The following is an 18,955-nucleotide window of genomic DNA, read 5'->3' as shown; positions in this document are numbered from 1 at the left end:
GCCCAACGGCATCCTCCGGCTCTCTGCACAGGAAGTCGGCCCGGCCGACTTCCTACGCCGGGAAGTCCCCCGCGCGGACGGCGGCGATGAAGGCGGTCCAGGCATCGGCGGTGAAGAGGAGTGAGGGCCCCTGCGGGTCCTTGGAGTCGCGGACGGGAAGCACGCCCGGGAGCCCGTCCGCGACTTCGACGCATTCGTTGTCGGGGCCGCTGTACGAGCTCTTGCGCCAAGTGACGGTGGAGAAGTCGGGTATGTGCCTCATGCGTCGAGATCCTTGATAGAGGTGATCAGTTGCAGGGATTCCGTAGGCGGCAGTGCCTTCGTGGAGGCATCGTCCCAAAGCTCCGAGTACGCCTGCACCTCCGTCGCACCCTCGAGCCACATGGATCCCGACGGGTTGTCCAGCAGGACGACATCCATCGCGGCCTCGGAAGGGAATCCCAGGATCACGTAGGGCCCGGCCATGCTGGCGTGCGCGCCGACGCTGAACGGAACCACCCGGATCGTCACGTTGGGCAATGATGCCGCCTGCGCCAAGTGCGCGAGCTGATCCCGTAGGACGGCAGGCCCGCCGACTTGTTGGCGCAGAGCACCTTCGGCGAGCACGACCGAGAGGAACAGCGGCGGGTCGGCGGTCAAGCGTTCCTGCCGCCTCAGGCGAACGGTCACGAATTGCTCGACCTCTTCCGGCCGCTTCCAGCGGCGGCCCGCCGCGGTGAGCGCGCGTGCGTAGTCCGGGGTCTGCAACAGTGCCGGGATCATCTGGCTTTGAAACGTGCGCACCGAGGACGCCACGGCCTCCAGTGCGACGAAGTCGCGGTAGGTGTCCGCGAGCACGTCGCCGTACTCGTTCCACCAGCCACTGCCGCGCCGCCGTTTGTTGGCCGTGCGAGCAAGCTCGGCCAGGCGCTCGTGAACGGTCGGTTCGTCAACGCCGTAGAGCCGGAGCATCGCAGTGAGATCCGGAATCCGAACAGGGCTGCGACCGTTCTCGATTCGCGAGATCTTGCCCTTGGTGCAGTCCAGCGCCTCGGCAACCGTGCCGGTGCTCAAGCCCGCACGCTCCCGCATGCCCCGCAGTTCCTCGCCCAACTGCCGTCCCAGCACGGTGGACGGCGCGCTCGCCACGCGATCCGGTTGCACGCAACCTCCTCTGATCAGCAGTCAATCTGCGCTCACAGTAGCCGCGCAGGCAATCCCGACTTCCCGCACCTTTTCCTCAGGCAACGTTGCGGATGATCTTAAAGCGGATGCATGCTACCTGGCGTAGCAAGTCGCGACACAGAGCGTGATCAACGCGAGCTTGCTGCCGGGCATCCCCATGCCTCGATCCGTTGCCGGGCGTTCTCGCCCGATCCTGATCCCCAACCCCACCGGAGGTGGCTCCGCCATGCCTGAAACCGATGCGTCCGCCAGTCCGTCCGTCCGTCGCGGCTGCTGGTTCCCGCGATCGCGCCGCTCGCCGTCGCTCGCGCGGCGGATGCTGCGCGAGCTGCTCGCCACGGTGGCGGACGGCGACCGCTACCGCGAGGTCGGCGAGCTGCTCACCTCGGAGCTGGTTGGCAACGCCGTCCTCCACTCGGGCCTGCCGGGGCGGCTGATCTGGGTGTCCTTCGATCTGAACGCCACCCGGCTGCGCATCGAGGTGCACGACGCGGGTGAGCGGCCGCCCGTGCCCCAGCGGCCCGACCCCGCCGCCGGGGGAGGGCGCGGGCTGCTCCTGGTGGCGGCCCTGGCCGGCGAGTGGGGGTGCTTCCCGCGCCCGGGCGGGGTGGGGAAGGTGGTGTGGTGCGAATGCGCGCCCGCCGCCTCGCACGGAAGGAAGCCGTGAGTCGGATACGCGGCCCCGCCCGGGCTACCCCTCGGCCGCCGCCTGTTCCAGGGCGGCGCCGAGGGCGGTGGCGGAGGCGGCGATGCGCTGCAACTCGGCGAGGTGGGCGGCCAGGGCGCGGCGGCCCTCGGGGGTCAGGCGCAGCCAGGTGCGGGGCCGCTTGCCGACGTAGCCGCGGCGCAGCCTGACGTAGGAGGCGGCCTCCAGGGTGGCGGCCACCTTGCTCAGCGCCGACTCCGAGATCCCGCAGCCCTCCCGTACGGCGCGGAACTCCGCCTCCGCGCAGCCGGACAGGAAGGCGACCACGGCGAGCCGGGTGGGCTGGTGGATCAGCTCGTCGAAGGCCGGTTCCGGCGGCGGCCCGGCGCTCACTCGGCGCCCGCCCCGGCCGCCCGCCTGCGGCGCAGCAGCAGGAAGTGGGTCAGGCCCCCCGCGAGGCCGAGGGTGAGCAGGAACCCGGGCAGGCCGAAGGGCAGGGCCAGCGCCCCGGCCGCGGCCGGCGGCAGCAGCTGGAGCGCGGCCGCGCGCAGCCCGGCGGCCCCGCGCGGCAGGGCCGCGACGATGCCCGGCCGGTGCTCGACCCGGTGGCTGACCACCACGTGGCCCACCAGCAGCAGCGCCGCCGCCAGTCGCAGCAGCGCCGTCGCGATCCACAGCCGCTCCGGAAGCAGGACGGACAGGCCGATCCCGGCGAAGCCCGCCCCGAACAGGCCCGCGGCCGTGGCCGGGTACCAGGCGGGCAGCGGGTTGGGCCGCCGGGCCGCCGCCCGGGCCCGCTGCGCGGTGCGCAAGGACGCGAGGGCGTCCTCGGGGGCGATGTCGTGAACGCTCACCTGATGCTCCAACTCCCCGGTCCCGGAAGGCTTCTGACAGCACCGGAGATCCTGGCATTTACTTTCCCGCCGGGCAAGTACTAGCGTGGCGGGCATGTGCAAGGGGGAGGCAGGGACATGACCGCGACGACGACGCCGCAGGAGCGCGCGGCCGAGCGCTCCGGAGACGAACGGCCCGGGGGAGAACCGGCGATCCTGACGTCCGGACTGCGGATGCGCTACGGCAGCCGGGACGTCCTGGACGGCCTGGACCTCAGCGTGGAACGCTCCGAACTCTTCGCCCTGCTCGGCCCCAACGGCGCCGGCAAGAGCACCACCATCGAGATCCTGGAGGGCTACCGCCGCCGCTCCGCCGGCGAGGTCACCGTCCTCGGACAGGACCCGGCCCGCGACGACCCCGCCTGGCGCGCCCGGATCGGGATCGTCCTGCAGTCCAGCCGCGACCACGGCCGCTGGCGCGTCGGCGAACTGCTCGGCCACCTCGCCCGCTACTACCCCGACCCCTACGAGCCCGCCGAACTGCTGGCCCGGGTCGGCCTCACCGACCAGGCCGACCGCACCGCGGCCACCCTCTCCGGCGGACAGCGCCGCCGCCTCGACGTGGCCCTCGGCCTGGTCGGCCGCCCCGACCTGCTCTTCCTCGACGAACCCACCGCCGGCTTCGACCCCGAGGCCCGCCGCGACTTCCACGCCCTGCTGCGCGAACTGCGCGACGAACGCGCCACCACCATCCTGCTCACCACCCACGACCTCACCGAGGCCCAGCAACTGGCCGACCGCATCGGCATCCTGCAAGCCGGCCGCCTCACCGCCTGCGGCACCCTGGCCGAACTCGCCGAAGCCGCCCGGGCCGAGTCCGAGGTGCGCTGGAGCGAACCCGACGGCACCCCGCGCAGCCTGCGCACCGCCGACCCCTCGCAGACGGTCTGGGACCTGCACCAGCGACTCGGCGGACCGATCCCCGACCTGGAGGTGCGCCGCCCCAGCCTGGAGGACACCTACCTCGGCATGGTCGCCACCCCCTCGACCGACCCGGCGGAGGCCGCGTGAACCCCGTGAACCCCGTGAACCCCTACGTCCTCGGCCTGCGCCGCGGCGCCGTCGAACTGCGCCAACTCCTGCGCAGCCGCAAGGACTTCTACTCCTACCTGACCACCCCGCTGGTCTTCCTCGCCATCTCCTACTGGCGCTCCGGCTCCGACGGCCCCAGCGGCACAGCAGCGGGCAACGCGGGCACCGACGGCTCCGGCGACGCCCTGACCCAGCTCAGCCTGGCCGGCGGCATCGCCTCCACCGTCTTCATGTTCGGACTGATGACCGTCCCCCAGTTCCTCTCCGGCGACCGGGAGGACGGCACCCTGCTGCGCCTGCGCGGCGTCCCCGGGGCGATGCCCGCCTACCTGGTCGCCAAGGCGCTCTTCGTCCTGGTGACCATGGGCGCCTCCATCCTCCTGCTGCTGGCCGGCGGCGCCCTGCTGCTGCACGCCGACCTGCCCGCCACCCCCGGACAGTGGCTCACCCTGGCCCTCACCCTGCTGCTGGGCACCGCCGCCGTCGTCCCGATGGGCGCCGCGATCGGCGCCCTGCTGCCCCCGGCCCGCGAGGCCCTCGCGCTGTACATGATGCCCATGCTCGGGCTGATGTTCATCTCCGGCGCCTTCGCCCCGCTGCGCGACCTGCCCACCGCCCTCCAGGCCGTCGGCTCGGTCTTCCCGCTGCGCTGGATCGCCCAGGGAGTGCGCTCCGCCCTGCTGCCCGACAGCGCCAAGGCCCTGGAGGTTTCCGGCAGTTGGCAGCACCCGCAGATCACCGGCGTGCTGCTGTGCTGGGCCCTCGCGGGCTTCCTGCTGGCCCCCGGCCTGCTGCGCCGGATGGCCCGTAAGGAGTCCGGCTCCGTGCTGTCCGAACGCGAGCGCAAGCGCCTGGCCAAGAGCGCCTACTGAGAGCCATGAGCGCCCACTGACCCCTGGCCCCCTGACCCCGAAGCAAGGAAGAAAGAGGTACCACCATGCTCGTCCCCCTGCCCGGCTCCCCGCAGCCGGCCGGCCTCGAACCGCTCAGGGCCGCCCTGCACGCCGCCCTGGACACCGCCGACCAGGCCGAACAGCCGGGCCTGCGCCGGGCCCTGCGGATCGTCGAGGACTTCGTCCCGCCCGCCGCCCCGACCCCGGTGGACTGGGCCCGCAGCGTCCTGGCACACGCCGGGATCGACCCCCGCACGGCCGAGGTCAAGGCCGTACGGGAACTGCGCCGCGCCCACCCCGGCCTCAGCCTCAGGGACGCGGTCGCACTGGTACGGCTGGTCGTCGGGCAGTCCTGAGGGTCACACCACTACGGCTGCGGCGCGAGGTAGCCGCCCACGAAGGCGTCCAGGTCCGCCAGGGCCGCGGCCAGGTCGGCGCGGGTGAGCTGCCCGGCGGCGGCCCCGGTGGCCAGCAGGTGGCCCAGCGCGGCCCGGCAGGTGGCGACGGGCGAGGCGGACGCCGGGAGGGCGCAGCTGACCTCCTGGGCGGGCCCGCCGGGCGACTGGAAGGTGACCAGGGCGACCGTACGGTTCGGCCCGCCGGCGGCCGGAAGGTTGGGCTCGGTGGCGTTCGCCGGGACGCCGACGGCCGCCAGCAGCAGGCCCGGGGCCCGGGTGGGGAGCGGGTGCACCAGGGTCGCGGGCGAGCGCTGCGGGGCGTTGCAGGTGGCGGGGGCGGCCCCGGCCGCGGGGAGCAGTCCGCAGGCCAGGTCGATCTCGGTCTGTGCGCCGCCGCTGACGAACACGGCCTGCACCACCGCGTCGAAGCGGGTGCCGGCCGGGTCGGCGGCCGGGGCGCCGGGGTGGAGGTAGGCCTGCTGGCCGCCGTCCCCGGCGAAGAACACCGCGTCGCAGGTCCAGCCCGCGGGCGCGACCAGGAAGTGCACCTCACCGGGGTAGCGGGCGCCGTACACCGCCGCCGTCGCCGGCACGTCCACCCCGTCCGGCACCGGCACCGAGGCCGGTACGGCCCCCGGCGGCGGCCCCGGCGCCCCGGCCCGCACCGGACAGGCCCGCACCGGCGCACTCCCGGCGGCGGAGGCCACCCCCGCCCCGGGCACCACCGCCGCGCCCGCGGCCAGCAGCACCGCCGCCGCCAGCACCCTCACCCGACGCCCATCGGACGCGCCACCCATGCCCCACCTCCAGCCACCCAGCGCAGACCCCGGGACACGACGGACCGGCCGCCGCACTCCTCCCACCACCCTAGAACCGCCCCCCGAGCCCCCGCGCGCCCGGACCGCACGAGGATCTGGTGAGGAGCGGGGTCCTGCGCGGGCAGCTGCACGACCCCGGCGGCGTCGAGGCGGACGACGGGGTGGGGCGGGCCTGCCGGGGGCGTTGTCGGTGCGTACCCCTACCGTGGGGGCATGATCGACTCCCAGTTGCTCCGCGACCTGCGCCGACGCTTCCCCGACCGCAGCGCCGAAGGCCGTACGGCGCCACTGCTGCCGGGGCGGCAGGTGGTGCCGTCGCTGTGGGTGAGCGACGGGCCGGCGCCGCAGGGCGCGTGGGAGCGGCTGCGCCGGGAGCACGCGCGCTCGGGGCTGTGGCCGCTGCTGCTGGCGCCCGGCAACGGCGTCCCGCACCTGGAGGCGCGGGACCTGGGGCTCGAACCCGGCGAACCCGGCGAACCGGGCGAACCGGGGGAGCCGGGGGAGCCGGGCGGGTCGGGGGAGTTCCGGGCGGACCGGTACGACGTGGCGGCCCTGCTGCGCGAGTGGTGGGAGAAGTCGCTGCTGTGGTGCCCGAGCGGCGACCCGCAGGACCGGGCCGACCTGCTGGAGGCGCTGGCCCCCTACGGCGACACCTGGCCCGGCCCCGCCCCCGCCCCGGTGCCGCAGCGCGACCCGCAGGAGTGCGCCGACCGCCTGGCCCGCCAACTGCTGCGCGCCCGGCCCTCGCTGCGGATCGGCCTGGTCCGCGCGGACGGCGGCGCCCAGGCGCTGGCCGCCTGCGGCTGGAACGGCACCAACGGCCACGGCGACACCGGCGAGATCGCCGCCGTACTGCACGGCTGGCAGCAGCGCTTCGGCGCCCGCCTGGTCGAAGTGGGCGCCGCCTCCATGGAGTTGAGCGTCGCCGCGCCGCCGACGAGCCGGGCGCAGGCGCTGCTGGTGGCGGCCGAGCACGCCGCGTTCTGCCCGGACAACGTCCTCGGGGCCGAGGAGGGCCTGGCCGGCTACGCCGAGGACCTGGTCGGCGCCGTCCACTGGGGCTTCTGGTGGGACTGACGTACGGGCTGGGCCGACGCGGTGTCGTACGGTCAGCCCGCCCGCCCGGCGCGTAGGCCGTCCAGCAACTGCCGTACGTGGTCGGCGGCCTGGGCGGGTTCCAGTGGCTGGTGGCCGACCATCAGCCGGTACCAGAAGAGGCCGAAGAGCCGGTCGGTGGCCGCCTCCAGGTCGGCGGCGGGCGGGAGTTCACCGCGCTGGACGCCGCGCGCGAGCAGGGTGAGCACGACGTCGCGGCGACTCTGCACCCACTGGCGGAAGGCTTCGGCGAAGGCGGGGTCGAGCTGGGCCTCGGCCATCAGGCCGCGCAGGGTGCGCACCCGCAGGGGGTGGGAGGCGACGCCGTACAGGGCGGTGGTGAAGGCGGTCAGGTCGCCGGCCAGGGTGCCGGTGTCGGGTTCGGGCATCCGCTGTTCGACGGCGGTGCGGTAGGCGTCCAGCACCAGTGGCGCCTTGGACTTCCACCATCGGTAGATGGTGCTCTTGGCGACGTCGGCGCGGGCGGCGACCCGTTCGACGGTGACGGCCTGGTAGCCGAGTTCCTCGACGAGTTCGACGGCGGCGGCCAGGACCGCGTCGTGGGCGTCCTGGCTGCGGATGCGGCCGCCGGTGCGACGGCCGGGGGTTTCTGCGGTTGGCACCCCGTCACCGTAGCAGCGTGCTACCGTTCAATCGAAACGCGACGGAGCGTTTCGATTGAGGGCCAAAGGATCCGGAAGGGTCCGAAGGATTCATGGGGAGTGGATCGCACATGAGCGAGATCGTGGTGTCGCACGGCCTGGGCGCGAGTGACGACAGTGTCTGGTTCCCGTACCTGGCCGAGCGGTTGGAGGCCGCCGGGCACCGGGTCACCGTGCCGCGGCTGCCCGAGGCCGCCGCCCCGCAGCGGGAGGCCTGGCGCGCGGTCTACGGCGAGGCGGTCCGGGCGGCGGGGCCGGCCGGGTCGACCGTGCTGGTCGGGCACAGCATCGGCGCGGTCAACGTGCTGCGCTTCCTGGAGGGCCACGACCCGGAGGCCGACGGGGTGTTCGCCGGGGTGGTGCTGGTGGCCGCCTCGGCGCACGAGGTGGGCTACGAGCTGCTCGCGGGGTTCTTCGAGGGCGGCTTCGACTGGGAGCGGATCCGGCGTACGGCGCGCGGCTTCCGGGTTCTGCAGGCCATGGACGACCCGGTGAACCAGCCCGACCCCGCCGAGCACGTGGGGCTGTTCGTCCGGGGCCTGGGTGCCACCGCCGTGGTGACCGCGACCGGCGGGCACTTCGGCGCCGCCCTGGACGACCACGTCGAGGTGCCGGAGGCCGTGCGGCTGGTCACCGAACTGCTCGACGCCTGACGGCGGCCCACGGCGGCCCACGGCGGCTCACGGCGGGGCCGTCACGGCCGGCCCGTCACCGCGGGGCCGTCACGGTCCGGAGGCGGCGGGGCTCCACCCGGGAGGTTTGCGTCAGATTGACGATAATTGGTTCGTCGGGCTAGCGTGCCGGGCATGCGAGTGATCCTGACGCGCGACAGCGTGCACCCGGGAGACGACCCACCACACCACTGGGACTTCACCGTCGACCCGACGACCACCCTGGGCGACCTCATCGACCGGGCAGTCGACTACCCGTACCGGATCGACGGTTCCAGCTGGTCGGCAGCCCTCGAGGGCGCCCCTGCGGACGAGGCCCCGATCGCCACCGTGTCCATGCACTGGGCGAAGCCACGCTTCACGAACGAGGCGGACCGGCAGCTGCGCCTGGACTCGGTGACCACCGCTCCGGGCGAGCTCGGGCTGCACTTCCGGTACCACCCGGGAACCGTCCCGGTGGAGGAAAGGGAGGAACCCGAACCCGTCCCGGCGAAGGGGACCGGGCCCGGCGTGCTCTCGATGGTCCCGCTCTTCCCCCTGGGCCTGCTGTTCGAAGCGGTCCGGTGGTACTGGGAGCGGTGACGGAACCTGCCCGTAGGGCCCGTCACCGCGTGGCCGTCGCGGCCCGGGTCCGCTCGGCGCGGGCGCGGGTGCGGACCTCGGCGACGGCCGGGCAGGTGGCGTAGACCCGGGCCAGGTGGGCGAGGTGGTCGGCCTCCCCGTCCAGGGTGTCCGGGGACTCCAAGGAACCCAGGGCGTCGGCCGCGGGCGCCGCGGGTGCGGCGGGCCCGGGCAGGGTGCCGGCCGCGGCCAGTTCCAGGGCGGCGGCCAGCGACGCCGCCTCGGCGGTGGCAGCGGTGTGGTCGGCGGGCGGCGGGAAGCGCCGGGTGGCGCGGTCGAGCCACTGCGCGGCACGCGGGTCCAGGTGCTGGCGCAGGATCAGCCGGGCGTCGTGGATCTCGATGATCCGCCGGTAGAGCGCGAACCGGGGGTCGCGCGGGGGCAGCGGCAGCCGGCGGGCCGGGTCGAGGGCGATCTCCGGCAGCACGGTGTGCAGGTCGCGCCAGAGCGGGGTGAGCGCCCGGTAGCGGCGGTGGGCGCGCAGCCAGCCGCGCACCGCCCCGGTCGCCGCGGGCCACAGGGTGCTGCCCAGGCCGGCCGCGATCAGCGCCGCGCACAGCCCGCCCAGCGCCGCGCACAGGAGGTCCTCGGGGCCGTCCTGGCTGCCGGTGACGGCCGCGCGCAGCACGTCGTCCACGCTCCAGGCGTTCCACAGCAGCCCGGCCACCAGCCCGCCGGCCAGCAGCCGCAGCCCGGTGCCCAGCCGCCCGGGGCCGGCCGCGCGGGCGCGCCGGGCCAGCTCGCGCAGCAGCGCGGTCAGGCACACCGCGGTGTGCAGCATGCCCACGGCGGTGTACCCGGCCAGCGCCAGCCGGGCGGACAGCTCGGGGCCGACGCTCAGGTCCTGGCCCGCCAGGCCCGGCGCGGCGGCGGTGATCAGCGCCACCCGCAGCCCCAGCACCCCGGCCAGCAGGGCCAGTCCACCCCGCACCTCCCGCCGTAGGGGCTCGGCGGCGTCGGCGGCAGTGCCGGTGCCGTCGCCGTTGTCCGCGGCGGCGGTGCCGGCCGAGCCCGCGGCGTCGGCCGCCCGTAGCGCCGGTACGAGCAGCCGCATCGCCGCGGCCGCGCCGTCGCGCAGCCCGTCGCCCAGCACGATCACCAGCACCGCCAGCACCGGAACCCCCGTGCCCTGCACCGCCCGTACGGTCGGCGGGGCGAGCACCAGCAGGGCGGTGCCGAGCAGGGCCGTGCCGTAGCAGGTGAAGCGGGCGGCGGGGCGGGAGTCGATCCGGCTGCGGGAGAAGTGGGCGGAGCTGAGCACGAAGAACAACCCGACGGGGTAGAGGGCGAGTTCGCTCACGACCGGCGCCCCTGCGGCCCGGCGTCCGTCGGGCCCTCGTCCGTCGGCCCGGCGTCCTGCGGCCCGTCGTCGTTCGGGCCGTCGTCGTTCGGGCCGCCGTCGTTCGGGCCGTCGTCGTTCGGGCCGCCGTGCCGCCTGGCGGCCAGCAGGACGCCCAGCGCGTCCAGCGACCCGCCGGCCGGCGCCCGCCCGGCCCCCGACCGGTCGGCGGCGTCGGCCCGTTCCGCCCGGCTCAGGATCAGCGAGGCCAGTAGCTCCGCCTCCCGCTCCTGCGGCTCGTCGTAGCTGGTGCGCCCCAGCACCCGCTGCACCAGCGCCGGGGAGAGGTTGGGCAGCAGCGCGGCGGCCGGGGCCAGCGGCGCGGAGCCGGCGTGGTCGAGCAGCAGGTGCGCGATCTCGTGCACCAGGATGTGCCGCTGGTGCAGCACACCGGTGTCCGCCGCGTACAGGATGTAGTCCGCCTCCAGGGTGGAGACCAGCAGCCCGCAGGGGGCGTGCGGCCGGGCCGGCACCGGCAGCAGCTCGATCGGCCGCCCGCGCCGCACCGCCAGTTGCTCCAGCAGCACCACCGGGTCGAACGGGCGCGGCAGCTCCAGCCGTTCGGCCATCCGGCGACAGCGCCGCAGCGAGGACCGGTAGTCCCGGCCGCCCCACAACTCACCCCACAACCCGAGCTCCCCTCACCGCTCCCACCCCTACGGTTCCTCCGCCGGCGCCTCCGCACGGGCCTCCCACGCTCCTGCGCCCGCCCCGCGGCCCCGGCGGCCCCGCAGCTCCGGCGGCCCCGTACCCCGGCGGCCCGAAGGCCCCGCGGGGTGGCGCGGCCCGCGCTCAGGGCGAAGGGCGTTTGCGCGCCGCGTCCCGACGGGCGATCACGTCGACCAACTCGCTCACGGTGTCCAGGCCCTCCGGCGACAGGCCCACCGCCCGCAGCGCCAGGCTGCGCACCCCCGCGTCGCGCAGCGCGCCGAGCAGGGCCAGCTCCTTGGCGATCTCGGCGCCCTGCTGCTCGTCGAAGAAGTACGCGGGCGGGACCTGGAAGAAGTGGGCCAGCGCCTCCAGGTGGCGCTTGGTCGGGTTGTCCCGGCGCCCGGTGCGCAGCTGCCACAGGTAGGTGGTGGAGAAGGACTCCCCGGTCGCCTCGCGGCAGGCCCGGGCCACCTCCTCGTTGGTGTACTGCTCGCGGTCGGGGCGGCGCACCGTGTGGAACAGGGCCTCGATCCGGGCCGCCAGCCCGCCGGCCTCCGTGCTCGCGGGGCCGTCCGCCTCCGTGCTCGCGGGGCCGCCCGCCTCCGTGCCGGTGCCGGTGCCCGCGTCCGTCTCCGTGTCCGCGTCGGCGCCCGTGCCCGTACCCGCTCCCGTGTCCGCGTTCGCGGTGCCGTCCCCGGCGGGCTCCGGTGGAGCGCCCTCCGGTCCCACCCGAACGCCGTCCCCCGTCGACTCCGTCATGCCCCACCTTCCTCACGCCCGGGCCCTCCGCGCCGCGACCTCGGCGGACGGACAGGGCCGGCCAGGTCACGATAGCCGAACGGCATCAGCTGGCATGGATCAGAAGATACCCGCAGTCAACGCCAGTTGACCCGCGTAGCGTCGGCTGACATCCTGGACGGGCAGACCCGCAGGCGCCGCCGACCCGAGCTGACGAATCATCACATCAGCACGTACCAGCGGCACTTGGCATCTCCACCGGACCGCCCGACCGGCCCCGGCGCCCCGGCCGGGAAGGGCCGAACCCCCGTGAGACCGCACGGCGTCGACCCCCGCTGTGCCGCACCCCCACCGTGCCGCACCGCCGTATCCCCGCCGTGCCGCACCGCCGCCCGGCTCGTCCTCCCGCCGCGCCTGGTCCCCGCCCGGACCCGCCCGGGCCGCCCGCACGGCCCGGACGGCCCCCGCCCCGGCGGCCCCCGCCCCGTGACCGCCGCCGCCCGGTCACCCTCCGTCTGATCCCCGGCACACCCCGCAGCCGTTGACCCCCACGAGGGGCGCGCCGCCGGACGGCGCGCCACGACGGGCGGGAGGCGAACGTGCTCAGGTTCCACGGCGCTTGGCGCATCACCGTGGTCGGCCGCAACGCCGACTTCGACCAACGGGCGGTCGTCCGCGGCCCGTCCGGCACCCGGGTGCTGCCCGGCCGGCCCGGCGCCGTCCTGGAAGTGGACGGCGAGAGCTGGACCCTCACCCTGGAACACCGCCCGCGCGGCCGCGACTGGCAACCCAACCTGCGCACCACCGCCGGACCGCTCACCGAACGCGACGGCGTGCGCAGCCGGCTGCTCACCAGCAACGACCGGCACTGGCCGGGCAAACCGCCCGGCTACGTCAACTTCGTGCTGCGCCTGGACCAGTCGGCCGCCCCGGCCCCGTCCGCCCAGCCCGCCCCGTCCGCCCTGTTTGCCCCGTCCGCCCCGTCCGCCCCGGCCCGGGCTCCGGCCGCCCAGGCCCGGGCTCCGCTGCCGACGGTCTAAAGTCCCAGGTGAGCACCGTCGCGCCACCCGAGGAGAGCCAGCATGCCGACCGATCCCACCGCCGCCGCCCCCGCCTCCGTCCCCGGTGCCCCGGCCCGGGCCCGGCTCGGCCTGGGCACCGCGGCGGTCGGCCGGCCCGGCTACATCACCCTCGGGCGCGCGGCCGACCTGCCCGCCGAACGTACCGTCGAGGCCCTGCGCGAGCGCACCCACACCCTCCTCGACGCCGCCTACGCCGCCGGGGTGCGCTACTTCGACACCGCCCGCTCCTACGGCCGCGCCGAGGAGTTCCTCGCCCAGTGGCTCACCGAACACCCGGAGGCCGCCGCCGAGGTGACGGTCGGCAGCAAGTGGGGCTACACCTACACGGCCGACTGGCGCACCACCGGCGTCACCGCGCACGAGGTCAAGGAGCACTCGACGGCGGTGTACGACCGGCAGATCCGCGAGACCCGCGCCCTGCTCGGCCCCCACCTGGACGTCTACCTGGTCCACTCGGTCACCACCGACAGCCCCGCCCTCACCGACCCCGCCCTGCACCGGCGCCTGGCCGCCCTCGCCGCCGAGGGCGTGCGGGTGGGCCTGTCCACCAGCGGCCCCGCCCAGGCCGAGGCCATCCGCCGGGCCCTGGCCGTCACCGTCGACGGCCGTCCGCTGTTCAGCGCCGTCCAGGCCACCTGGAACCTGCTGGAGACCTCCGCCGCCCCCGCCCTCGCCGAGGCCCACCGGGCCGGCTGGCTGGTCGTGGTCAAGGAGGGCATGGCCAACGGCCGCCTGGCCGGGCGCAACGCCACCGGGGACGACACCGCCGCCCTGCGCGCCCTGGCCACCCGCACCGCCGCCACCCCCGACGCCCTCGCCCTGGCGGCCGCCGCCGCCCAGCCCTGGGCCGACGTCGTCCTGTCCGGCGCCGCCACCCCCGCCCAGCTCGCCTCCAACCTCGCCGCCGCCCACCTCACCCCCACCCCGGACGACCTCGCCACCCTCGCCGCCATGCCCGAACCCGCCGAGGCCTACTGGCGCACCCGCTCCTCCCTGCCCTGGACCTGACGGCCGGTCGGAGGCCGGTCGGCCCCGGCCCGGGGGTAGTGCGGATGATCTTCACCGAGTAGGGTGAAATCCCCGGCAGCGGGCAGCTGTTCGTGCACCACCCCAGTGGCTGCGCCGCCCCGCCGCCGACACCACCGCCGCCGCCCGGAAAGGCAGTCCCAGCCCAGATGCAGCCGACGTTCGTCCTGGTCCACGGAGCGTTCGCCAACTCCTTCTCCTTCGCCCCGCTCCAGGCCGAACTCGGCCTCCTCGGGCACCGCTCGGTCGCCGTCGACCTCCCGGGACACGGCTTCGCCGCGACCTACCCGCGCGCCTACCAGGCGCCGCAGGACCTCGCCGAACTCGCCGCGACGCCCGGGGTGATCAAGGGCGTCACGCTCGCCGACAACGCCGCGCACCTGATCGGGATCCTGGAGCGGGCCAAGCGCAACGGGCCCGTCGTCCTCGTCTCGCACAGCCGCGGCGGCTTGACGGCCACCGTCGCCGCCAACCAGCGGCCCGACCTGATCGACCACCTCGTCTACGTCTCCTCCTGGTGCCCCGTCGACCTCGACGTCAGCGCCTACTACGCCGAACCCGAGATGGCCGCGGTCGACCCCGCCGCGCTCGCCTCGGCGCTGGTCGGCAACCCCGCCGAACTCGGGCTGCTGCGCTCCAACTTCCGCACCGCCGACCCGGACGCCCTCGCGGCCTTCAAGGCGGCGCTGTTCGCCGACGGGACGGACGAGGAGTTCCTGGTCCTCCTCAACACCTTCCAGCCCGACGAGAACCTCGACGCCGGCACCCCCGACGACCGGGCCCGCCCCGACACCTGGGGGCGGATCCCCCGGACGTACGTCCGGCTGACCGAGGACACCAGCATCCCGCTCGCCATGCAGGACCGGATGATCCGCGAGGCCGACGCCCTGACCCCCGGGAACCCCTACGCCGTCCGCACGCTCCCCGGCAGCCACCTCAAGTGGCTGGCCGCCCCGGAACCGGCCGCCCGGGTCCTCGCCGAGCTCGCCGCGCAGCTGCCCGCCGCATCCTGACCGGAGCCGGCCGACCTGCCGACGGCCCCCGGCCGGGCGGAGCGGAAAGTCGGCGGGTCCGACTTCCTGTGCGCGCGTCCACCGGGGCGGTGCGGATGTCACGGCCCCGGGACCGGAGTTCCTCGATGTGCTCGGCGAAGCGGAAGCCGCAAAGGCCGGCGCGGCTCGGCTCGTCCGGGGGCACTGCGTCCTCGATGCAGGGAGAGTTCGGCCAACCCCTGGAACCTCGGTGGAGACGGCCCCGCTGCCCGGAGTGCCAGGGCGGCGGGGCTGATTGCTGGGGTTAGCGGGCGTCGAACTCGCCGGTGCGGACGGCGGTGACGAAGGACTGCCAGGCGGTGGCGGGGAAGACGAGCGCTGGGCCGTGGGGGTTCTTGGAGTCGCGGACCGGAACGACGCTCTGGTGGCCGTCCGCGACCTCGACACACTGGCCGCCCTGCCCACTGTGCGAGCTCTTGCGCCAGGTGATGGGGGAGTTGGGGTTCATGGCGGTTCCCTCCTGGGGGAGTGGGAAGTCGACGGCGTCGACTTCTCGGTCGTGGCCGGTCTTGAGGTTCGACCGGAGGAGGTTCGGCAGGGGCACGGTTCATCACCCCGGCGTCTCAGGGCGGTCGGCGTGGGGCTGGTACTCGTGGCGGGAGGGTCAGGGGCGCCGCTGCCCCGGGGCAGCGGCGCGTGAGCAGGCAGGTCAGTTGTGGAGCGCCGGGCCTTCTGCGGGTGGTGCGCTGTACTTGGCCAGAATTTCGTCGGTCGTGGACTTGTCGAGCAGCCTGAGAGCCCACGGGCCGGTGTTCACGTCGAATTCCTTGCCGAACCCGACCCACTTGCCGGCCATGCGCCGCCCGGTCGGATCGACCAGCAGCTGAACGGCACCGTGGTAGCGGGCTCCGTGGTAGTAGCCGTCCTGAGCGGTCTGTTCGACCCAGGTGCCGGTGACGATGTTCCGGTCGACGGTCAGGTCGAAGGACAGCGGGGAACCGGGGTTGGAGGAGGCGCCGGGAAGCGAGCGCCCGGTGATGCGGTCGCCCTCCTGCGTCAGGACGACGTGGTGCAGCCCGGTGAAGGTGCCGTTGCGGCTGCTGCTGAGGAACTCGTAACGGCTCAGCCAGATCCCGGAGTGGTTCATGTTGCCCGGCTCCCGTCGGTCATGTCGGGTCCTCCCGGTTTCAGGGAGTGGGGAGTTCGCCGGTGCGGACGGCGGTGACAAAGGACTGCCAGGCGGCGGCGGAGAACACGAGGGTGGGGCCGTGGGGGTCCTTGGAGTCGCGGACGGGCATCACGTTCGGAAAACCGGGAGCGACCTCGACGCACTGGCCGCCGTCGGAGCTGTACGAGCTCTTGCGCCAGGTGATGGGGGAGTTGGGGTTCATGGCGGTTCCCTCCTGGAGGAGTGGGAAGTCGGCGGGTCCGACTTCCTATGCGTCCAGCGGGGCGGTGCGGATGTCGCGGCCCCGGGACCAGAGTCCCTCGATCTGCTCACGCTCGCGGGTCGTGTCGGAATCCGGATCGCCGAGCAGGAAGCGGATCCGGCACCCGCTCTCGACCTTGCGGCGGAGGGTCTGCAGCAACTCGGGCTGCTCCAGCCAGGCGAAGTAGTTGGTGTACCCGGCGAGGAAGACCTCGGACCGGGCCTCGGCGATCAGCTGCGCCCAGACCGATCGCGGGCAGGCCGATCGGTACGGGTAGACGGCGAGAACTTCCCGGTCGTGGCCGGTCTTGAGGTTCGGCTGGAGGAGGTTCGGCCGGATCACTCGTGGATCACCCCTGGAGTCGCGGTGGCCGGGGGAGTTGAACCTGGCGGAGGAGTGGAGACGGCCCCGCCGCCCCGGGGGCCGGGGCGGCGGGGCTAAAAGCGCTGGGGTCAGCGGGCGTCGAACTCGCCGGTGCGGACGGCGGTGACGAAGGACTGCCAGGCGGCGGCGGGGAAGACGAGGGCCGGGCCGTGGGGGTCCTTGGAGTCGCGCACGGGCATCACGTTCGGAAAACCGGGAGCGACCTCGATGCACTGGCCGCCGTCGGTGCTGTGGGAGGACTTGACCCAGCGTGCAGAGGAGAGGTCGAGGCGGGAGCTCATGGTGCCAGTTCCTTCCGGATGCTTCTGATCACGCTCAGGGACTCGGCCCTGGGCGGCGCGTCTACTTGGAGACGATCGTATCTCCTGCGCCACGTCACGACAGTGGTCCGATCGCGTTCGAGGAAACCTCGGTGCAGCGTCTCGGTGTATCCGAAGTGGGTGCTTTCCCCGATTGTCAGCAGTGTGACGGCCGAGCGGAACGATCGGTGGACGCCCATAGTGAAGGGGACAACCTGCACCAGGATGTTCGGCATTCCGCTGGCCAGGTCTTCGAGGTGCTGGAGCTGTTCGGCCATGACAGAGGGACCGCCGAGCCGCCATCGAAGAGCACTCTCGTCGAGGGCGACGAAGACCAGGGGTGGAGGCGTGCGTTCCAGGAGCTTCTGCCTGGTCATCCGGAAGTTGAGACGTTCCTCGGCCTGCTCGGCGGTGACCTCACCCAGATCGACCGCGCCTGCCAGCTCGGCCTCGGCATAGGCCCGGGTCTGGAACAGGCCAGGAATGGCGCCGATCTCGAACAGCCTTATCTCCGTGGCCTGGGCCTCGTGCTTGGTGAACTCGGCGAACCCCTCGGCGAGGCCTGCGCTGTTGGCGGCCTGGATCCACATCAGCGTCAGCGAGCCGTGGGTCCCGAGGACTTCGTCCGCCTTCTCGGCGAACTGTCTCGACACCTGCTTCGTGGCAGTTTCAGCGACGGAGACAGTACTGGGGTGGCAGCCGATGCGCTTCGCGAGCTGCTTCTGGGTGAGGTTGGCCGCGCGCCGTGACCTGCGGAGTAGAACTCCGAAGGGAGCCCAGCGGCTTGACTCTGGGTCAATCTCCCTGATGTTCACCATGGGTGCTCCAACTTGGATGTCCTGGAAGACAAGTCCAATTCCGCTTCCGATGCTAGGTGAAGCTGGGCCACCATGTGCACAGAACGTGAAACTCCGATCGCAGAGAGTTTGACTCCCATGACTCATGACCAATCCCCCCGCCTTCACGGCTACGGTGTCCGGTGGGACACCGAGGCCCGGTGCTACCGGGTGCGCAACGAGTGCACCGGGGCGTGGCTGTGCAAGCCCAACGGTGAGCGCAGCGGCTTCTCCTCCTTCACCGAGGCCTTCTCGGCCTGGCGCCTGTTCGAGGTGCACAAGCGGCCGGGGGAGCAGTGACCCTCTCCCGCGTGACCGCCGAGCAGCGCCGGCAGGCCGCCGCCGTCCTGGACGACCTCACCACCGTCCTCGCCCTCGGCCGGGTCAACCTCCCGACCCTGGAGGTGGACTGGGACACCGGCCGCTCCACCTGCGAGTACCTGCTGCACCTCACCGCCCGCCCCCTCGACCTGCTGCGGATTGTCGACCTGCTCCGCAAGGGCCTGCGCTACGAGCGCCTCACGTATGACGACTGAACTCCTCGCCCGCCTGCTGTGGTGGGCCTGCTTCGCCCTCCTGTTGTTCTGCGCTCTCAGGAAGTGAACTCCCCGTGCACGACCCCCGCCTGCTCGCCAAGCCCCCCATCTGCCGGCTCGGCTGCCTCGTTCTCGTCCGCAACCAGCGCGGCGACGTCCTGCTCGTCGACCCGGACTACCTGGACGGCATGATCCTGCCCGGCGGCGCCGGCAAGGCGAACGAGCCCCCGCACCGCGCCGCCGCCCGCCACCTGCAGGCCCAGACCGGCATCATCCTGCGCCTGACCCACGCCGTCGCCCTCGACTACACCCCCTCCGACCGCTACCTGGAGCGCTTCAACGTCGTCTTCGACGGCGGCACCCTGCGCGACGAACACCCCGTCACCGTCCCGCCGCAGAAGCGCAGCCGCCTGCTCGGCGCCCGCTTCGTCCCCGTCCACGAACTCCCCAACCACATGGCCCCCTCCCAGGCCGCCCGCACCGCCGAAGCCCTCACCGGCCGCGCCCTCCCGCTCCTCCTCCACGGCCAGCGCCCCGACTGACCGTCACCGGCCGGCCCCTGTCAGCGTCCGCCCCTACGGTTCACCGCATGACCTGGCCTTTCGATGTCGCCCCGTCCGCCTGGCTGCCGACCGGCCGTCCCGTCGTCGGGGACGAGGGGCGGGCGGGCAGGCGCTGCTGTGGATCACTGACGGGCCCGCAGGTGCGAAGACGGAGGGTGCGCTCCCGTGGGAGCGCACCCTCCGTCT

The 18,955-nt window shown here is 74.0% G+C and carries 27 protein-coding genes and 1 pseudogene; 13 read left to right on the top strand and 15 right to left on the bottom strand.

The window, feature by feature from the left end; translation table 11 throughout:
* Window positions 1-52: 52 nt before the first annotated feature.
* Window positions 53-262 carry a DUF397 domain-containing protein gene (locus ACIQWA_RS30995; protein ID WP_402487898.1) on the bottom strand — a complete coding sequence of 70 codons (210 nt, stop codon included), beginning with the start codon at window positions 260-262 and terminating at the stop codon, window positions 53-55.
* Window positions 259-1,143, bottom strand: a complete 885-nt coding sequence (locus ACIQWA_RS30990) for a helix-turn-helix domain-containing protein (protein ID WP_402487900.1) — start codon at window positions 1,141-1,143, stop codon at window positions 259-261. The genes ACIQWA_RS30995 and ACIQWA_RS30990 overlap by 4 nt, the downstream gene beginning before the upstream one ends.
* Before the next feature lie 247 nt (window positions 1,144-1,390).
* Here ACIQWA_RS30990 and ACIQWA_RS30985 point away from each other — a divergent pair, with 247 nt between their 5' ends.
* Window positions 1,391-1,831 carry an ATP-binding protein gene (locus ACIQWA_RS30985; protein ID WP_402487902.1) on the top strand — a complete coding sequence of 147 codons (441 nt, stop codon included), beginning with the start codon at window positions 1,391-1,393 and terminating at the stop codon, window positions 1,829-1,831.
* Between the two features lie 24 nt (window positions 1,832-1,855).
* On the opposite strand, the gene ACIQWA_RS30980 is transcribed toward ACIQWA_RS30985, so the two are convergent.
* Together ACIQWA_RS30980 and ACIQWA_RS30975 are read right to left on the bottom strand one after the other, a co-directional pair.
* Window positions 1,856-2,203, bottom strand: a complete 348-nt coding sequence (locus ACIQWA_RS30980; RefSeq protein WP_402487904.1) for a transcriptional regulator — start codon at window positions 2,201-2,203, stop codon at window positions 1,856-1,858.
* Entirely contained in the window at window positions 2,200-2,664 is a 465-nt protein-coding gene (locus tag ACIQWA_RS30975; RefSeq protein ID WP_402487905.1) for a hypothetical protein, read from the bottom strand. Before ACIQWA_RS30975 ends, ACIQWA_RS30980 begins: the two co-directional genes overlap by 4 nt.
* A gap of 117 nt (window positions 2,665-2,781) precedes the next feature.
* Between ACIQWA_RS30975 and ACIQWA_RS30970 the strand changes: the two genes are divergently transcribed.
* From ACIQWA_RS30970 to ACIQWA_RS30960, 3 genes are all read left to right on the top strand, one after another.
* Entirely contained in the window at window positions 2,782-3,714 is a 933-nt protein-coding gene (locus tag ACIQWA_RS30970) for an ABC transporter ATP-binding protein (protein ID WP_402487907.1), read from the top strand.
* Window positions 3,711-4,607, top strand: a complete 897-nt coding sequence (locus ACIQWA_RS30965; RefSeq protein WP_402487909.1) for an ABC transporter permease — start codon at window positions 3,711-3,713, stop codon at window positions 4,605-4,607. The genes ACIQWA_RS30970 and ACIQWA_RS30965 overlap by 4 nt, the downstream gene beginning before the upstream one ends.
* A gap of 65 nt (window positions 4,608-4,672) precedes the next feature.
* Window positions 4,673-4,984, top strand: a complete 312-nt coding sequence (locus ACIQWA_RS30960) for a hypothetical protein (RefSeq protein ID WP_402487911.1) — start codon at window positions 4,673-4,675, stop codon at window positions 4,982-4,984.
* 11 nt (window positions 4,985-4,995) lie between these two features.
* Here ACIQWA_RS30960 and ACIQWA_RS30955 read toward each other — a convergent pair whose 3' ends face one another.
* Window positions 4,996-5,823: a hypothetical protein gene (locus tag ACIQWA_RS30955; RefSeq protein WP_402487912.1), complete on the bottom strand. Its 828-nt coding sequence runs from the start codon at window positions 5,821-5,823 to the stop codon at window positions 4,996-4,998.
* A gap of 234 nt (window positions 5,824-6,057) precedes the next feature.
* Between ACIQWA_RS30955 and ACIQWA_RS30950 the strand changes: the two genes are divergently transcribed.
* Window positions 6,058-6,921 carry a DUF4253 domain-containing protein gene (locus ACIQWA_RS30950; protein WP_402487914.1) on the top strand — a complete coding sequence of 288 codons (864 nt, stop codon included), beginning with the start codon at window positions 6,058-6,060 and terminating at the stop codon, window positions 6,919-6,921.
* 32 nt (window positions 6,922-6,953) lie between these two features.
* On the opposite strand, the gene ACIQWA_RS30945 is transcribed toward ACIQWA_RS30950, so the two are convergent.
* Window positions 6,954-7,562 carry a TetR/AcrR family transcriptional regulator gene (locus ACIQWA_RS30945; RefSeq protein ID WP_402487916.1) on the bottom strand — a complete coding sequence of 203 codons (609 nt, stop codon included), beginning with the start codon at window positions 7,560-7,562 and terminating at the stop codon, window positions 6,954-6,956.
* 110 nt (window positions 7,563-7,672) lie between these two features.
* On the opposite strand from ACIQWA_RS30945, the gene ACIQWA_RS30940 reads away from it, so the two are divergent.
* Window positions 7,673-8,254, top strand: coding sequence for an RBBP9/YdeN family alpha/beta hydrolase (locus ACIQWA_RS30940; protein WP_402487917.1), 582 nt, complete (start codon window positions 7,673-7,675; stop codon window positions 8,252-8,254).
* Window positions 8,255-8,407: 153 nt separating this feature from the next.
* Window positions 8,408-8,854 (top strand): hypothetical protein, encoded by a 447-nt coding sequence (locus tag ACIQWA_RS30935; protein ID WP_402487918.1) that lies wholly within the window; start codon window positions 8,408-8,410, stop codon window positions 8,852-8,854.
* A 22-nt stretch (window positions 8,855-8,876) separates the two neighbouring features.
* Here ACIQWA_RS30935 and ACIQWA_RS30930 read toward each other — a convergent pair whose 3' ends face one another.
* The 3 genes from ACIQWA_RS30930 to ACIQWA_RS30920 all read right to left on the bottom strand — a co-directional run bounded on the left by ACIQWA_RS30930 (window position 8,877) and on the right by ACIQWA_RS30920 (window position 11,642).
* Window positions 8,877-10,193 (bottom strand): MAB_1171c family putative transporter, encoded by a 1,317-nt coding sequence (locus ACIQWA_RS30930; protein WP_402487920.1) that lies wholly within the window; start codon window positions 10,191-10,193, stop codon window positions 8,877-8,879.
* A complete protein-coding gene (locus tag ACIQWA_RS30925) occupies window positions 10,190-10,861 on the bottom strand; it encodes a ParH-like protein (RefSeq protein WP_402487921.1) in 672 nt (223 codons plus the stop codon). Before ACIQWA_RS30925 ends, ACIQWA_RS30930 begins: the two co-directional genes overlap by 4 nt.
* 163 nt (window positions 10,862-11,024) lie before the next feature.
* On the bottom strand, window positions 11,025-11,642 hold the full coding sequence (locus tag ACIQWA_RS30920; RefSeq protein WP_402487923.1) for an XRE family transcriptional regulator: 618 nt from the start codon (window positions 11,640-11,642) through the stop codon (window positions 11,025-11,027).
* A 578-nt stretch (window positions 11,643-12,220) separates the two neighbouring features.
* Here ACIQWA_RS30920 and ACIQWA_RS30915 point away from each other — a divergent pair.
* The 3 genes from ACIQWA_RS30915 to ACIQWA_RS30905 all read left to right on the top strand — a co-directional run bounded on the left by ACIQWA_RS30915 (window position 12,221) and on the right by ACIQWA_RS30905 (window position 14,742).
* Window positions 12,221-12,661 carry a hypothetical protein gene (locus ACIQWA_RS30915; protein ID WP_402487925.1) on the top strand — a complete coding sequence of 147 codons (441 nt, stop codon included), beginning with the start codon at window positions 12,221-12,223 and terminating at the stop codon, window positions 12,659-12,661.
* Between the two features lie 42 nt (window positions 12,662-12,703).
* The gene (locus ACIQWA_RS30910) at window positions 12,704-13,711 is read left to right on the top strand and encodes an aldo/keto reductase (protein ID WP_402487926.1); all 1,008 of its coding nucleotides are present in this window, start codon (window positions 12,704-12,706) and stop codon (window positions 13,709-13,711) included.
* A gap of 167 nt (window positions 13,712-13,878) precedes the next feature.
* Window positions 13,879-14,742 (top strand): alpha/beta fold hydrolase, encoded by an 864-nt coding sequence (locus ACIQWA_RS30905; protein WP_402487928.1) that lies wholly within the window; start codon window positions 13,879-13,881, stop codon window positions 14,740-14,742.
* Between the two features lie 283 nt (window positions 14,743-15,025).
* Here ACIQWA_RS30905 and ACIQWA_RS30900 read toward each other — a convergent pair whose 3' ends face one another.
* The 6 genes and pseudogenes from ACIQWA_RS30900 to ACIQWA_RS30875 form a co-directional block, all read right to left on the bottom strand.
* Entirely contained in the window at window positions 15,026-15,229 is a 204-nt protein-coding gene (locus tag ACIQWA_RS30900; RefSeq protein ID WP_402488006.1) for a DUF397 domain-containing protein, read from the bottom strand.
* Window positions 15,230-15,430: 201 nt separating this feature from the next.
* Window positions 15,431-15,859 (bottom strand): annotated as a pseudogene (locus tag ACIQWA_RS30895) (DNA-binding protein); the annotation flags it as partial.
* Between the two features lie 49 nt (window positions 15,860-15,908).
* The gene (locus ACIQWA_RS30890; protein WP_402487929.1) at window positions 15,909-16,112 is read right to left on the bottom strand and encodes a DUF397 domain-containing protein; all 204 of its coding nucleotides are present in this window, start codon (window positions 16,110-16,112) and stop codon (window positions 15,909-15,911) included.
* A gap of 45 nt (window positions 16,113-16,157) precedes the next feature.
* On the bottom strand, window positions 16,158-16,493 hold the full coding sequence (locus tag ACIQWA_RS30885; protein ID WP_402487930.1) for a hypothetical protein: 336 nt from the start codon (window positions 16,491-16,493) through the stop codon (window positions 16,158-16,160).
* A gap of 110 nt (window positions 16,494-16,603) precedes the next feature.
* Window positions 16,604-16,816, bottom strand: a complete 213-nt coding sequence (locus tag ACIQWA_RS30880; RefSeq protein ID WP_402487931.1) for a DUF397 domain-containing protein — start codon at window positions 16,814-16,816, stop codon at window positions 16,604-16,606.
* Window positions 16,813-17,652 (bottom strand): helix-turn-helix transcriptional regulator, encoded by an 840-nt coding sequence (locus ACIQWA_RS30875; RefSeq protein WP_402487933.1) that lies wholly within the window; start codon window positions 17,650-17,652, stop codon window positions 16,813-16,815. The genes ACIQWA_RS30880 and ACIQWA_RS30875 overlap by 4 nt, the downstream gene beginning before the upstream one ends.
* 117 nt (window positions 17,653-17,769) lie before the next feature.
* Between ACIQWA_RS30875 and ACIQWA_RS30870 the strand changes: the two genes are divergently transcribed.
* From ACIQWA_RS30870 to ACIQWA_RS30860, 3 genes are all read left to right on the top strand, one after another.
* Window positions 17,770-17,970, top strand: a complete 201-nt coding sequence (locus ACIQWA_RS30870) for a hypothetical protein (RefSeq protein ID WP_402487934.1) — start codon at window positions 17,770-17,772, stop codon at window positions 17,968-17,970.
* A gap of 11 nt (window positions 17,971-17,981) precedes the next feature.
* On the top strand, window positions 17,982-18,206 hold the full coding sequence (locus tag ACIQWA_RS30865; protein WP_402487936.1) for a hypothetical protein: 225 nt from the start codon (window positions 17,982-17,984) through the stop codon (window positions 18,204-18,206).
* A gap of 74 nt (window positions 18,207-18,280) precedes the next feature.
* Window positions 18,281-18,748, top strand: a complete 468-nt coding sequence (locus ACIQWA_RS30860; protein ID WP_402487938.1) for an NUDIX domain-containing protein — start codon at window positions 18,281-18,283, stop codon at window positions 18,746-18,748.
* Window positions 18,749-18,955: the final 207 nt, after the last annotated feature.

Origin of the sequence: Kitasatospora sp. NPDC098652 (genome assembly GCF_044760155.1) — a bacterium.
Lineage (GTDB): Bacteria > Actinomycetota > Actinomycetes > Streptomycetales > Streptomycetaceae > Kitasatospora.
Note: the sequence above shows the minus strand (reverse complement) of the source record. Positions and strands in the feature narration are given on the sequence as shown.